The 14245-nt window shown below is 72.4% G+C and carries 10 protein-coding genes; 6 read left to right on the plus strand and 4 right to left on the minus strand.

Translation table 11 applies throughout. The features are described 5' to 3' along the window. Positions 1-331: 331 nt before the first annotated feature. On the minus strand, positions 332-3502 hold the full coding sequence (locus ABD844_RS19335) for an AfsR/SARP family transcriptional regulator (protein WP_344879242.1): 3171 nt from the start codon (positions 3500-3502) through the stop codon (positions 332-334). A gap of 234 nt (positions 3503-3736) precedes the next feature. Here ABD844_RS19335 and ABD844_RS19340 point away from each other — a divergent pair, with 234 nt between their 5' ends. Both ABD844_RS19340 and ABD844_RS19345 read left to right on the plus strand, forming a co-directional pair. Continuing rightward, complete coding sequence (locus ABD844_RS19340) at positions 3737-4363, plus strand: helix-turn-helix domain-containing protein (RefSeq protein ID WP_344879245.1); 627 nt, start codon at positions 3737-3739, stop codon at positions 4361-4363. A gap of 196 nt (positions 4364-4559) precedes the next feature. Then, positions 4560-5177 (plus strand): hypothetical protein, encoded by a 618-nt coding sequence (locus ABD844_RS19345; protein ID WP_344879248.1) that lies wholly within the window; start codon positions 4560-4562, stop codon positions 5175-5177. A gap of 102 nt (positions 5178-5279) precedes the next feature. Here the strand turns inward: ABD844_RS19345 and ABD844_RS19350 are convergent, their stop codons facing one another. Together ABD844_RS19350 and ABD844_RS19355 are read right to left on the minus strand one after the other, a co-directional pair. Beyond that, positions 5280-6224: an MFS transporter gene (locus tag ABD844_RS19350; RefSeq protein WP_344879251.1), complete on the minus strand. Its 945-nt coding sequence runs from the start codon at positions 6222-6224 to the stop codon at positions 5280-5282. Continuing rightward, positions 6224-6523 carry an MFS transporter gene (locus tag ABD844_RS19355; protein WP_344879255.1) on the minus strand — a complete coding sequence of 100 codons (300 nt, stop codon included), beginning with the start codon at positions 6521-6523 and terminating at the stop codon, positions 6224-6226. The genes ABD844_RS19350 and ABD844_RS19355 overlap by 1 nt, the downstream gene beginning before the upstream one ends. Before the next feature lie 365 nt (positions 6524-6888). Here ABD844_RS19355 and ABD844_RS19360 point away from each other — a divergent pair, with 365 nt between their 5' ends. The 3 genes from ABD844_RS19360 to ABD844_RS19370 all read left to right on the plus strand — a co-directional run bounded on the left by ABD844_RS19360 (position 6889) and on the right by ABD844_RS19370 (position 9470). Next, the gene (locus ABD844_RS19360) at positions 6889-7455 is read left to right on the plus strand and encodes an RNA polymerase sigma factor (protein ID WP_344879379.1); all 567 of its coding nucleotides are present in this window, start codon (positions 6889-6891) and stop codon (positions 7453-7455) included. Then, positions 7448-8503, plus strand: coding sequence for a CU044_5270 family protein (locus tag ABD844_RS19365; protein ID WP_344879257.1), 1056 nt, complete (start codon positions 7448-7450; stop codon positions 8501-8503). The genes ABD844_RS19360 and ABD844_RS19365 overlap by 8 nt, the downstream gene beginning before the upstream one ends. A gap of 94 nt (positions 8504-8597) precedes the next feature. Next, positions 8598-9470, plus strand: a complete 873-nt coding sequence (locus tag ABD844_RS19370; RefSeq protein WP_344879260.1) for a hypothetical protein — start codon at positions 8598-8600, stop codon at positions 9468-9470. Between the two features lie 79 nt (positions 9471-9549). Here ABD844_RS19370 and ABD844_RS19375 read toward each other — a convergent pair whose 3' ends face one another. Then, entirely contained in the window at positions 9550-13293 is a 3744-nt protein-coding gene (locus tag ABD844_RS19375; RefSeq protein WP_344879262.1) for a HEAT repeat domain-containing protein, read from the minus strand. Positions 13294-13727: 434 nt separating this feature from the next. On the opposite strand from ABD844_RS19375, the gene ABD844_RS19380 reads away from it, so the two are divergent. Further along, positions 13728-14240 (plus strand): flavin reductase family protein, encoded by a 513-nt coding sequence (locus ABD844_RS19380; protein WP_344879265.1) that lies wholly within the window; start codon positions 13728-13730, stop codon positions 14238-14240. Positions 14241-14245: the final 5 nt, after the last annotated feature.

A 14245-nucleotide genomic window follows, 5' to 3' on the forward strand; every position in this document is an offset into this window, starting at 1 on the left:
ATGCCGCGCGTACGCGGGTGCCGGGTCAGCGAACTTCCGGTTTTCACTCCCTGGCTCGCGGTGTAACGACTGCCGATACGAGCTCCGCTTAACATTCATCAACCCCCCAGCTATGAGCCCCGGCTCATGGTTCCTCATCCGCCCCGCACCCCGAACTAACCGGAAAGCCACGCTCTGCTGTCACCGTTTTCCGGCGCAGGCCCGCGCGGAATGGTGACCGGTTTTTGACGCCCGTCATCGGGCGGCTCGCTCGACGCGTACGGCGTTTCATGCTGGTTCGGTCGTCCGCGTACGGCGGTTCGGGCCGGTTCTGGCGGGCGCGTGCGGTGGTTCAGGTCGGCTCGGTGACGCCGAGTTCGGCGAAGAGGGTCGCGGCCGCTCGCCGGTGCGGCCCGGCGGCCTCGCCGCCGTGCAGGGCGGACACCGCCTCGCCCAGGAGCCGCAGGGTGCGGGCCTCACCCAGGCGGTGGCCGGTCTCGCGATGGACGTTCAGCGCCGACTCCGCCCGACCGGCCGCCTCGGCGGGGTCACCGGCCCGGAGCGCGAGGTCGGCAAGCGCGGTCATCGCGAGCCCTTCCAGCAGCCGGAAGGACCGTTCGCGGGCGATCCGGAGTGCGCGCTCGGCGAGGGGCACGGCTTGGGCGTGCTCGGTGACCACGGCGGCCAGGCCGATGAGCCCGGCGGTCTCGGGGAAGAGATTGTCGTCGCCGGCCAGGTCCACGGCTCGCCGGTGCTGGTGCTCCGCCAGCGCGCGGCGGCCGGTCCGCGCGTAGGCCCGGCCGAGCGCGTTGAGCGCCAGCGACTCGGCGTGCTGGTCCTCGACGTCACGGCTGCGCGCCAGGGCCTGCTCGCCGAGGGCCACCGCCTCGTCGTACCGGCCGAGGTCGCAGTGGAGATCCGACAGCAGGACGAGGCAGTACGGTTCGACGGCGTGGTTCCCGCTCTCGCGCAGGATCGACCTGGCCGAGGTGAGGTGCCGCAGCGCCTGGTCGAAGTGCCCCTGCAGCAGTCGCACCTCGCCGAGATTGCATTCGACGAACCCGGACGGGCCGAACTCCAGCGCCACGGTGAGATGGCCCAGTGCCGATTCCAGGCGGCCGAGCTGTGTGTACACGGCGGCGAGGTTGTTGTGCTTCGAGCTCAACGCGCCTGCCCGGCCGAGTTGCCGGTCCAGCCGCATGGCCTCTTCGAGCGACTCGGCCGCGTCCGCCAGCCGGCCCAGACGCCAGTAGGTGTTGGCGCGGTTGCTCAGGATGCCGCTCTTGCCATGGAACCATCCGGCCTGGTCGGCGAAGGAGAGAGCGCGCGCGTACAGGGCGATGGCGTGATGTTGTTCCTGGTGCGAGTAGGCGTCCGCCAGGCCGCGCAGGGCCGCGGCGGTGGCCGCCGCGTCGCCTTCCTCCTCGGCGACGGCCACGGCCGCCTGCGCGCAGGAGAGCCAGTCGTTCATGCGCCGACCCGTCCAGAAATGGCAGCGCATCGCGTCGCCGAGCAGCCACACCGACTGTCTCGGGCCGGTCGAGACCGCCTGGTGGATGGCCGCGACCAGGTTGGCGTGCTCGACGGCCAGCCAGGTTCGCGCCGACGTGACGTCCTCGAAGGCGGCCGGGGTGACCGCGGTGAGCCCTTGTGGCACGGGCAGCATGGACCAGTACGGCTCGACGAGATCGGTGGCGGCCCGGACGCTCAGCAGGTACCAGTCGTAGAGGCGTTGCCTGGCCTCCCGCACGCTCTCGGGGCTCTCCTGCGCGTGGACGCGTTCGGTGGCGTACAGGCGCAGCAGGTCGTGGAAGCGGTAGCGGCCTGGGGCGTACTGGTCGATCAGGTGCGCCGTGGTCAGCCGGGTCAGCTCCTGCCGGGTCGCGGGCAGCGGAGAGCCGGTCAGGGCGGCGGCGGCCTCAGGCGTGAAGTCCGGCCCCGGCACCAGGCCGAGCAGCCGGAAGACCGCCCTGGTCCGTGGCGGCAGGGCGGCGTACGACAGGTCCAGCGTGCCGCGGATGGCGCTCTGCTGGTCGCCGTCGATCTGCAGAGCGCCCAGCCGGTCGTCCCCGCGCAGGTCGTCGACGTACTCGGACACGCTCCTGTAGCCGTCGATCGTGAGGTTGGCCACGGCGATGCGCAGCGCCAGCGGCAGGTGGGCGCACAGTTGTCCCAGCTCGGCGGTGGCGTGCGGCTCGGCCCGCGTACGGCCGGCCCCGAGGAGCGAGGTGAGCAGGGCCGCGGACTCCTCCGGCGCGAAGACGTTGAGGTCGACATGGCGGGTGTCGCCGTGCACCGACAGGCCGCGTAGCCGGTCGCGGCTGGTGACCAGCACCACGCAGGCCGAGCCGGGCAGCAAGGGCAGCACCTGCGCCACCGTACGCGCGTTGTCCAGCAGCAGGAGCACCCGGCGGTCCGACAGCACGCTGCGGAAGAGAGCCGAACGCGCGTCGAGGTCGGCGGGAATGCGCTGGGCGGGCACGGACAGGCCCTGGAGGAGCTGTTCCAGCGCCGTGGCGGGGTCCATCGGCTCGTCCGGCCCGAAACCGCGCAGGTTCACGTAGAGCTGCCCGTCGGGGAAGTGCTGCTGCACGTGGTGCGCCCAGTGGACGGCCAGCGCGGACTTGCCGACGCCCGCCGTACCGGTGATGGCGGCGATCCTGACCGGCCGCGGGCTCCCGCCGCCGACCGGCTCCCGCAGGGCGTCCAGGACCCGCAGGTGGTCGGCGCGTCCGGTGAAGGCGACCGTGTCGGAAGGAAGCTGCGACGGAGGTACGTCGCCCGCGTCGCCCCGGCGGGTCACGGACGCGGCGGACGGCTCCGTCGCGGGAAGCAGCAGGCCGGGGTCGGCGACCAGGATGGACTGGTGCAACTGCCGCAGGTCGGCACCCGGATCGATGCCGAGCTCCTCTCTCAGCAGGCCGGCGACGGTGCCGTAGGCCCGCAGCGCCTCCGCCTGACGGCCGGACCGGTAGAGGGCGAGCATCAGGTGGGCCCACAGGCGCTCCCGCAGCGGGTGCGCGGTCGTCACGCTCTTCAGTTCGGGCACGACCTGCTCGTGCCGCCCGGACAGGAGGGCCAGCTCCAGCGAGCGTTCGAGTGCCCTCAGCCGTTCCTCGTCCAGCCGGCCCGCATGGTCCTGGTGCAGCGCCTGCGACGGCATGTCGGCCAGGGCGGGTCCACGCCACAACGCCAGCGCCTCGCGCAGCGGCGCCTCCTGCGCGTCGGCCTCCCCGGCCTGGTCGGCGCGGCGGACCAGCCCACGGAACAGCGCGACGTCGATGTCGGCGCCGTCGGCGCGGAGCAGGTAACCGTGCTCTCTGGTGTGAATCAGCCGGTCGCCGTCGCGCCCGTCATCCAGGACCTGGCGCAACCGGGCGATGTGCGTGCGCAGGGCCGCCCGCGCGTCGTTCGGGCTGCGGCCGTCCCACAGGTACTCGATCAGTTGGTCGTTGGAGACGTAGCGGTTGGCGTGGAGCAGGAGGGTGGCCAGCGCCACCCGCTGCTTGGCCGCGGGGACCACGATCCGCCGACCGGCCCTCAGCGCTTCCAGCGGACCCAGGATCCCGAACGACGACGAAGCCGGTCGTCGGGCTGACGGAGGGGCCGATGGTACCCGCTGTAGGATCAAGCCTCACCCCGCGTGTGGACGGCGATCGGGTCGGCTCGCGGGCCGGCACGATCACGTTGCCTCGTTGCCTCCAGCTCTATGGTGCACGAGAATGCACTATTCGATGCAGTGGTTCAAGAGGTGACAATGACGAGCCTGCAGGACATCACCGGCGTGATCGCGTCCAACGTACGTGCCGCCCGCCAGGCCCGCCGCTGGACCCTGGACGAGATGGCCAGTCGCAGCGGCCTGAGCCGGCGGGTCATCGTCCAGATCGAGCAGGCCCAGTCCAACCCGAACATCGCCACCCTGTTGCGGATCTCCGACGCCCTCGGCGTGGGACTGCCCAAGCTCGTGGCACTCCCCGACACGCCCAGGGCGCGCGTGGTGCGCGCCGGTCAGGGCCCCCGGCTGTGGCAGGGCGCCCACGGAGGGCACGCCGTCCTGGTGGCCGGGGGCGACCCGCCCGACGTGCTGGAGCTGTGGGACTGGACGATGTTCCCCGGGGAGTCGTACGCCAGCGAGGCGCACACCGCGGGCACCGTCGAGCACCTTCTCGTGATCAGCGGAGAGGTCCACCTGCGGATCGGGAACGAGGAGGTGGACCTGCGGCCCGGAGACTCGGTGAGCTTCACCGGCGACCAGCCGCACACCTACGCGAACACGACCGGGACCGCGAACGCGAACACGACCGGGACCGCGACCGCCAATGCATCAGGCGGTGGCCCGGCCCGGTTCGCGCTCAGCGTGATGCAGCCCGGCGTGGGCGTCTGACCGCCCGTCCCCGGCGACCGGGCTCGACCCCGCGCGACAGGGCGAAGAGCCGGTCGGGTTCGGCCCCGGAGACAGGGCGAAGACAGGCGGAAGACAAGCGATTGCCCGATGATGCAACATCGAGGGCAATCGTGCCGAGAAGGTCTTCTCCCCTCGGCGATCGCTCGCACCGTGCCGGGAGTCGCCGAGGAGGGAAATGACCGATCAACGGCTGGAAGAGACCGGACGGGGGAGCCCGGCCGACCGCGTCGCCCGTCTCGTGACGGAGGTGTTCGCCCCCCAGTACGTCGGGATCGCCCTGCCGCCGCTCGTGGGCGCGCTGGCCGAGGGGTGGCCGGGCCTGGCGTGGGGCCTGCTCGCCGGGCTGTTGTGCGCGGGCGTGCCCGCGGCGGTGATCGCGCTCGGCGTACGGCGCGGGCGCCTGGACTCCGTGCACCTCGTCGCGCGTGACAGCAGGAAGGGCCCCATTCTGGTCGGCCTGGCTGCGGTGCTGGTCGGCCTGCTCGTGCTGGTGTCGGCGGACGCGCCGGTGGCGGTGGTGGCGTCCGTGGCCGTGCTGCTCGGCTGGGCGCTGGTCCTGGGGTCGATCACCCTGGCCTGGAAGATCTCGTTTCACACGGCGGTGTCGGCGGGCGTGGTGGTGGTCCTGGCGTTCCTGCTGCCCGCGCCGCCGGTGCTGCTCGCCGGATCGCCGCTGGTGGTGTTGATCGGCTGGGCGCGGGTCCGGGTGACGCACCACACCGTGGCGCAGGTGGTCGCCGGGGCGCTCGCGGGCGGCGGTGTGGCGCTCGCGGTGTTCGGCGGGTTCCGGTAGCTCGTTCGCCTGGAGGGGGCGCCAGGGGCTCACGCCGGTGGGTGAGCCCCTGGACGCTCAATTGCTGGTCCTTCGTCCTCATGTCGGTACCCTCCCTTCCGCTCATCGATCGGCCGGTTCGCGCCCGCGCAGGATCGCCGCCCACGCCCAGGCCGGGTACGCGCCCGCCACGATGCCGGCCAGCCCGGCCAGCGCGATGGTCAGGGCGGGGCTCGTCCAGGTGGCCACCAGGCCGCCCACCAGGATGCCCAGCCCCTGCACGGTGATGAGGACCGAGGACAGCACACCCATCCCCTGGGCACGGGAGTGATCGGGGAGAATCCGTACGAACAGCGCGCCCACCTGCATCTGGCAGCAGATCGAGAACGCGCCCGACAGCACGAACAACACCGCGGACCCGACCAGGCCAGGATGGAACGCGCACAACGGCAAGGGCACCCCGGTCAGCAGGGCCAGTGCCCCGACCGCCCTGTTGCGCGCGTCCTCCGGCACGAAGCGGCCGAAGACGAACGCCCCGATCACGCAACCGACCGGGTCCGCGGCCATGATCACGCCGACGGCCACCGCCGAGGTCTCGTTCAGCGCGTCCGCGTACGGGGCGGCCAGCCCTTCCGGCACGATGTAGAACCCGGCCAGCCAGCTCAGCGCCCCGAGCGACCGCAACCTCGGATCACGCCACACCGCCCTGAGCCCGAAACCCCCCGCCAGCACCGACGGCGCCCTGCCCCCACCTGAGCCACCGTTCGGCGCCGGTCGTCGCCGCAGGCAGAGGCGCACCAGCACGGCGGACACCCCGAACGTGGCGGCGTCGATGACCAGCCCGATGCCCGGACTCAGCCCTTGGGACAGCAGGCCGCCGCCGAGGAAACCGGCGATCTGGGCGGACTGCATGGTCATCTGCCGGATGGACAGGCCCAGCACGTACTGCTCGCCCTTGAGCACGTCGGCCAGCAGGGCGAGCTGGGCGGCCTTGAACGGCCCGCTCAGCGCCGTCATGGCGGCCAGCAGAACGCCCAGCACCGGCAGCGGCGCCCCCGGCACGGCCATCAGCCCGACGAGCGCGGCCGGGTCAGATCGACGACGAAGATGACCTCGCGGCGCGGATAACGGTCGCCGATCCAGCTCAACGTGAGCCCGCCGACCAGCGACGGCAGGTAGGTGAGCGCGTACGCCAGCCCGGTCAGCGCCGCGGAGCCGGTCCGGTCGTAGACCAGCACCGCGATCGCGACCCTGGCGACCTGGTCCCCCACCTGGGAGAACAGCTCCGCCAGCCATAACGCCCTGAACTCGCCGACCGCCAGCACGGCGGCGAACGTCGCCGTGCGCCGCTGCGCGGGCGCCTTCATCGCACCTCCCACGAACGCCGCGGGCCGGTTCCACCGATCTTCGACACCCACAGTCCTTACCGAGCCGTACACGAGGAAGCCGAAAACCAGTCTGCTCGGCCGCCCTGTCTTGACCGTGTCGCATCCCTGTCACCGCACTGTCGCGGCGGCGCGGACCCCGGCAGGCGGGCCGCCCAGGGGGCGGTACGGGCTCTCGTCCGGCGCCGGGGCTTTCGTGAGCTCAGTGGGCACAGGACCGCGCTGGGGGAACTTCGGTCCCAGGCGTGAACTCTTCGGCGGGGCAGCGGTAAGTACATGCGAATCTGCCCGCGTGCCGCACCGCGGCATCGTGCGAAGGAGCACCGTGTGAAGGAGCTTACGTGATCATGGTCGGACCGGCGGTAGCCGAGGCCACCGACGCCGACCTGATCCGCCGGTCGGTACGGGAGCCGGAGACGTTCGCCACGGTGTTCGACCGGCACGCGCCCGCCCTGCACCGCTACGCGGCCCGCAGGCTCGGCCCGGACTCGGCCGAGGACGTGGTGTCGGAGACGTTCCTGGCCGCGTTCGAGCACCGGCGCCGCTACCGGCTCGGCCAGGCCGACGCCCGGCCCTGGCTGTACGGCATCGCCTCGAACGTGATCGGCAAACGCCGGCGCCGCGAGGTGGCCCGCTACCGCGCGTACGTGCGCGGCGGCGTGGACCCGGCGGAGATCACCGGCGGGCCGGTGGAGGACGGAGTGGGCACGCTCGCGGTCAACGGGCCGCTGGTGGCGGCGCTGGCCGGGTTACGCGCGGGGGACCGGGACACGCTGCTGCTGGTGGCGTGGGCGGAGCTGACGTACGAGGAGACGGCCGAGGCGCTGAAGGTGCCGGTCGGGACCGTGCGATCCCGGCTCAACCGGGCGCGCAGGAAGGTCCGCCAAGCGCTGGAAGGGACAGACCATGAATGACCTGGAGGAGGTCGGCCGACTGTGGGCCGACACGCCCGAGGCGACCGTACGCGACCTGGCGGGCTCGCGTGCCGCCCTGGTGGCCCGGTTCGATCGTCCGCGTCGCGGGTGGAGTGCCGCGCTCAGGTGGCGTGCCGCGCTGTCGGCCCGGCGCGTCGCCCTGGTCGGGGCCATGGCGGTGACGCTCACCGCCGGAGTCCTCGTCGCCGAGGTGGGTTTGGGCGGCTCCGCCGAGGACAGCCCCGGTCACCTGATCGCCGCCCCTCCGGCCGACGCCAAGACGCTGCTCGTTCTGGCCGCGCGGGCCGCCTCCGCCCAGTCCGACCTGGTGCCCGCCCACGGCCAGTACGTCCACACCAAGCGCCTGGCCCAGAACAGCCTGTACACCAAGAGTGCGTCAGGCGAGACGCAGTACACCGAGGTGCTGGTCAACGAGGAACGCTGGGAGGCGGCCGACGTGGGCAAGCCCTGGCTGAGCCGGGTGGAGAGCCTGTCGGCCACAGGACCGGCGCCACGGAAGTATTGGGACCGCGGCCTCGAGGACATCCTGTACGAGTCGGCGAGCTGCCCCGGCCGGCCGGCCTACGCGCGGCTGGGCGCCTGGCCGACGGACCCCGCCCAGGTGCGCGCGAAGATCGTGGCCGACACGGGCGAGGAACCGCTGCGCATCTGGACTTCCCTCCAGGGCCTGGTACGGGAGTCCGTGGTACGGCCCAGCCTGGGCGCCGCCCTGTACCAGGTCGCCGCCGGGCTGGACGGCATCATGCTCGTCCCCGACGCGGTGGACGTCGCCGGGCGTCCCGGCCTGGCCGTCGCCATGGACGGGGGCGACGGCACCCGTTCCGAGCTGATCTTCGACCGGCAGACCTACCACTACCTGGGCGAGCGCACGGTGCAGCTCGTGGACGAGAAGGTGGATGTGCCGGGCGACGCCGACTACGTCGCGAGAAAGGGCGATGCGAGCGGTACCGCGGTGCTCGCCGTCGAGGTCGTCCCCGGCCTGCCCGAGGTGTCGCCGAAGGCGTCCCGCATGAAGATCCCCTGCTGAGACCTTCCCGTTGATCCGGCCCTTTCGGCCGGGAGTTCCGTTTCGCATGCCCTCATACCGGTCGGCATGCCCTCATGGATGAAGGAGAACCACCATGTTCATCGCCAAGGCCGTTGCGGCCACCCTGCTCGTGGGCTCGTTCGGCGGGCTCACCTCGTCCCCGTCGGGGGACGCCGCCGCGTACGAGAAGCAGACCGCGATGGAGGACAAGCGCGTCGCCTGTATGACGGAGCGGGGCTTCACGTACCTGCCCGCGCCGGAGCCCAGGTACAAGTGGCAGCCGGGGGAGCGGGAGCGGCTCGCGGGCGACGTCGCGGCGCTGCGGGCGTACCGGGCCAAGTACGGCTTCGGCGTCTGGTCCCCGAACGTCTATCCGAAGGACGAGCTGGTCAACCCGACCATGGCCGACAACCCGAACAACAAGCTGCTGATGTCGCTCTCGGCCGACAAGCTGAAGAAGTGGCGGGCCGCCGACGACGCCTGCTTCTCCGCGGCGGTCAAGGCGGTGCTGGGCAGGACCGTCACCTCCCAGGAGGACTACGGCGACCAGCTCGCGGCGTCGGTGCGGAAGTCGCTGAGCGTGCTCGACCAGGACGAGCGGCTCGCGCGGCTGGGCCGGGAGTTCGGCAAGTGCCTGGGGGTCAGTGAGGTCAAGCCCACCGCACTCGACGGTCTGAGCCACGTGAAGGTCGTGCTGGAGGCGTCGGACGTCGCCGAGCAGACCTCGAAGAGCGACGCGCCCAAGGGCAGGAAGGTCATCCACGTGCCGAACCTGAAGCCGGGGGAGGCGAAGCCGTACCTGGACAAGGAGATCAAGGCGGCGCTGAAGGACCTGGAGTGCGGCAAGTCCTTCTACCCCGCCTACTCCCCGAAGGCCATGGAGGTCACGTCCCGGGTCTACCAGGAGTTCGGCAGAGAGGGGGCGGCGCAGGCGATCAGGAGCCGCATCTACCAGAAGGCTCTGTGACTCGGTAGGTCCGCTGACAGAGCGCCCTTGGCGGCGCTCTGTCAGCGCTGCCGGCGCCCGCAGGAGGCAGGACACGTGCTCACGCGGTCTTCGGCTCCATCTCGAAGTCGTCCGCGTTCACGAAGTACCACATCCGCACCAGCAGCCGCCAGGTGATCGGCATGGGGCCCGGCCGCCGTCCCTCGTGCGCGGTGATCAACCGGTCGGCCACCCGCCGGGCGATGGGGTTCCGGGTGCCCCGGCCCCGCAGGCTCCCGAGGACGGCCAGCGCCGTGGCGGCCCGGCCCTCGCTGAACAGGCACCTCGCGGCGTAGCACCGTACGAGCGGATCGGCCCGGGCGTCCTCGGCCACCCGGACCAGCGCCTCGGCCACGCCGGGTACGGCGGCCCGTACGTGCGTCGTCGCCATCGTCGCCACGCAGAGCAGCCGAATCCGGCGATCGGCCGCCCCACGGTCGCGGGACAGCCGTTCCAGGACGGCCAGCGACTCGACGCCGGGGATCCCATCCAGCACCTCCACCATGTCGAGGTCACCCGGGCGCCAGAGGATGAGCTTGTGCCGGGGGACCCGGACCACGAACCAGGCGGGGTCGTTCTCCCCCTTGGCCCGGGACAGGGCCACCAGCTCCCCTCTGATCTCGTTGCCGACGGACTCGGCGACCTCCCTCAGCACCGCGACTCCCGGCGCCCCGTACGCCGTCAGCGAGACCGCCGCCTGATGCCGTACGTGGTCCTTCACCCGCGCGTCGGACACGACCTCCCGCAGCACCGCGAGGCCCGCCGGGTCTCCGTGGACCTGCATGGTGTCGCCGATGGTCACGCGCAGCGCCGCGTCCGGTGTCTGTGCGGCGAGGTGGGCGAGGTCCACCTTCTCGTCCAGTTCGAGCAGGGCCAGCGCCGCCCGATGGCGGTCGCGGCCGTGCGTGCCGGTCTCGTCGAGGACCGCGCGCAACGCCGCGACGCCTTCGGCCCGGTCGTAGCGTGACAGTGTCCTGGCGGCCTTCAGCCGCGCTCCTGTATGCGGTGACCGGGTGGCCAGGGCACGGAGCACGTCCTTGCCGAGGGGATCGCCCGCCCGCAGCAGTGCCAGCCCGACGCCGTGCCGGGCGTACGGCCCGACGCGTGGGTCCTCGGCCAGTTCGCGCAGCGCCGCGGGGTCGCCCAGGGCCAGCGCCGCGCCGTAGCGGGTGGGCAGCCGGGCGCCGCCTTCGAGCATCCGGCGCAGGGCGTCCCTGGTGGGCTCGTCCTCGTGGTCGAGGAGCAGGCGCCCGGCCGCGAGGCGGATGGGCAGGCTCGTCCGCTCGTCGGTCGTGAGCAGGCGGAGGGCCTTCAGGCCGGTCAGGTCGCCGCGTTCCAAGAGCGTCCTGACCGCGCGGAAGCGAGCGCTGGGCGGCGTCGCCGTCCCGGTCAGGTCGCGTAAAACGCCCAGGCCCTCCTGATCGCCGTGGTCGGCGAGCAGGGCCGCGGCCTCGTACCTCAGCGTCGGCCGGACCTTGGGGTCGGCCGCCAGCGCCCGCAGGCCGGTCAGGACCGAGGGCCGGGCCGACTGTGCCAGCACCCTGGCCGCCTCGAAGCGGACCCGTACGTCACCGCCGCGCGCGGTCGCCAGCTCGACCAGCGTCGGGACCGCGCCCGGCGCGGCCTGCTCCAGCAGCGCGGTGGCCGCCTGGAGCCGGCGCCTGACGTCCTGGCGCGGATCGTCGGCGAGCGCGGTCAGCGCGGGTTCCGGGACCTCCGGCAGCGGCGGCAGCAGGTCGGAGGACCACGCGGACGATGTCACGTCCTCGTCCCTCTCCACGATCTCCCGCAGGCCGCTGTCGCTGCTCTCGTCGTCACCGTGCGCCAGGAGGCGGTCGGCGCACCAGCGTCGCACCGGGTGGGACCTGAGGGTGTAGTCCATCGCGATCAGGGTCAGCAGCGCGTGTCCGACCTCTCTGTCGACCTCCATCAGCGCGTCGGCCAGCATCCCCCGTGTCCAGGCCGGGACGTCCGCGTCCTGGCACGTCTCGGTCAGCGCGCGAAGGACCTCGGATCGGAACGCGGCCAGCTCGGTGAGCACGTGCAGGCACTGGTCGCCGTACCGGTCCGCCCTGATCCTGGTCAGCAGGCCGGTGACCACCCGGTCGATCTGCTCCTCCGGCACGCCGGCCCCGTCCGCGATCACCCGGCCCGCCGCCGCCAGGCCCGCGTCCGTGCCGTCCAGCAGGCGGGGCAGCAGCTCGGCGGCCGGCGGGCCGGTCCGGCCCAGCACGAACAGGGCGAACTCTCTGGCCGATGGATCGTCCATGGCCTGCCGCCACGCGTCCTCGTCGAAGGGTTCGAGCCCCGCGGCCAGGTACTCGGCGATGCTCTGGTGAACGAAGGCGACGTCGCGGCCGTCCGCGACGAGCAGGGAGGTGGCCAGGAGCCGGTTGACCACCGTACCGGTGAGGGCCGAGCGCGTCATCGGCGTGGGGCCCAGGGCCGAGGTCCACTCCACCGCCGCCTGGAGCAGGTGGCGTTCCGGCGCGTGCACCCTGGTCGCGGCCAGGTGGTCGAGGAGCCGGCTCTCGTGCGCGGTCCACTCCCACTCGCCGCCCTTCTCCTCCCACCGCCTGGCGGAGCGGAGCAGGGCGACGAACTCCTCGTAGAGCTGGGTACGGTCGGTGGGGAGCCCCGTGGCGGGGTTCTGCTCGTACAGCAGGGCCGCCATGGTGACCAGCAGCGGCACGCGCGGCAGCGCGGCCACCCCGCTGCGCCTGATGCCGGCCACGAACGCGCCCGCCGCCTTCGAGGGGTCGCCCTCGGGCCCCGCCGGTGGCCGCGCCTCGAACCAGCGCTGGGCGAAGCGTTCCAGATCGGCCCCGTCGAACAGGCGCAGCCGCAGCTCCGCCGCACCTGCGCGGACCAGCTCCGACAGCTCGCCGGACGGCAGCGGCCGGCTCGTGACGAGGAACCTGAACACGTCCGAACGCTGCTCCATGGCGGTGGCCAGCATGGTCAGCACGTGTGAGCGGTCGCCGGGGTCGGCGATCTCGTCCATCCCGTCGACCAGGATCAGCCATCGCGCGCCGTCCAGCGGTGGCGCGGTGAACATCTCGGGCGTCGCCTGCTCCCCGTGACCGGACCAGTAACCGGCCAGCGCGGCGGGCAGATCGCTGCCGACCAGCCGGGACGCGGGCAGCCTCAGGGCGACGGCCGCGCCGAACGGCGACCTCTTCCGCGGGCCCCGCCGTGCCGTCTGCCACCAGTCACAGGACACCGCGGCGAGGTGGGCGGTGAGCATGGACTTGCCGGCTCCCGGCTCCGCCACGACCACGGCATGGGTGTGCCGCGCGACGATCTCCAGCGGCGACAGCGCGCCGGTCACCTGTGCCATCCGGCCGCCGGACCCGAGGCCGGTCTCCGCCCGCTGCTGGACGTACAGGGTGGTGACCCGCGGGAGATGCGTTCCCGTCAGGTGGTAGTGGTGGCGCTCGGCCTCCAGGCGCTGGGCGGCCAGCAGCCGTCGCAGGGCCGAGCCGAGTGCCACCGGCTCCCTGCGGCGTACGGCGAGGTGGATCGCGCCGGTCACGGCGACCAGGACGGCGGCGGCGACCGGCCGCAGCCCGGCCTCCCGGTACGCCACCGCCAGCCCCGCCGACGCGAGGGCGACCAGCACGGCGGTGACGAAGGCCGCCAGGGACAGCCGGCCCGCCCACGGGCGGGAGCGCCCGTCGTCCCCGTCGCCGCCGGCGGGCCGCCGGGTGACCGTCAGCACCTGGACGAGCAGCGCGGTCACCCCCGCGACGGCTCCCACCACCGAGGCGACCTTGTCACCGACGTCCAGCCATTCGGGGGGCATGCCAAGGAATGTACGACACGTGGATCATCACCGGCATCGCATACGCGGCCGAGAACCGGGCCGCACAGCGCGGGTTCCGACAAAAACAAGTATCCCGATAAAACAAGTAGGAAATATTGACTTATGGGACACCTCGACCTACTGTCGGAGACATGAGGCAGGGTCTCCTCTTGACCAAGCGCTCCCACGTGGATTTCGGCCACGTCGCCAGCGCCCAGTGTCGTTGATCATGGACTAGCGGTCGCGGGCTTTCACCGCCCGCGTTTCTCCTACGTGCTCCCGGCGTGGCCGACGTCGTCCACGCACCCCATCCGACCTCGCGTCCCGGAAAGCGACCCGGGGCGCCGCGTGAGCATGCCTTCTCCCGTGAGGAACCTTCTCGTGATCGTGCCATCAATGACCTCAGGCCGCCCCGGCGCGACGGGGACGACCCCATGACCGACACGCTTCCCGACCGCGCCGTCGCCGCCGACGAGTTCAGGCAGGCGCTGGCCGTGCACGCCAGCGGAGTCGTGGTCATCACCGCGCAGCACAACGGCATCCCCGTCGGGCTCACCGCCACCTCCTTCTCCTCCGTCAGCCTCGAACCGCCCCTGGTCTCCTTCTACGTGGACCGTTCCTCCACGACCTGGCCCCAGTTGGGCGCCGCCGACCACTTCGCCGTCAACATCCTGGCCAGCGACCAGGCGGACCTGGCGGCCCGGTTCGCCCGCAAGAGCATCGACAGGTTCGCCGCGCCCACCCGCTGGCGCCCGGGACCCCTGGGCGCCCCGCTGCTCCAGGACGTCTCCGCGCACCTCATCTGCCTGCCCTACGAGCGGGCCGAGGTCGGTGACCACCTCCTGGTCGTCGGCCTGGTCGCCGAGGCGGACGTGCACAGCCCGGGCCGTCCGCTGCTCTACCACCAGGGCCGTTTCGGCCGCTTCCTGGCCCACCCCGACTCCTGACCCCG

The organism is Nonomuraea antimicrobica, from assembly GCF_039536965.1.
Classification (GTDB): Bacteria; Actinomycetota; Actinomycetes; order Streptosporangiales; family Streptosporangiaceae; genus Nonomuraea; species Nonomuraea antimicrobica.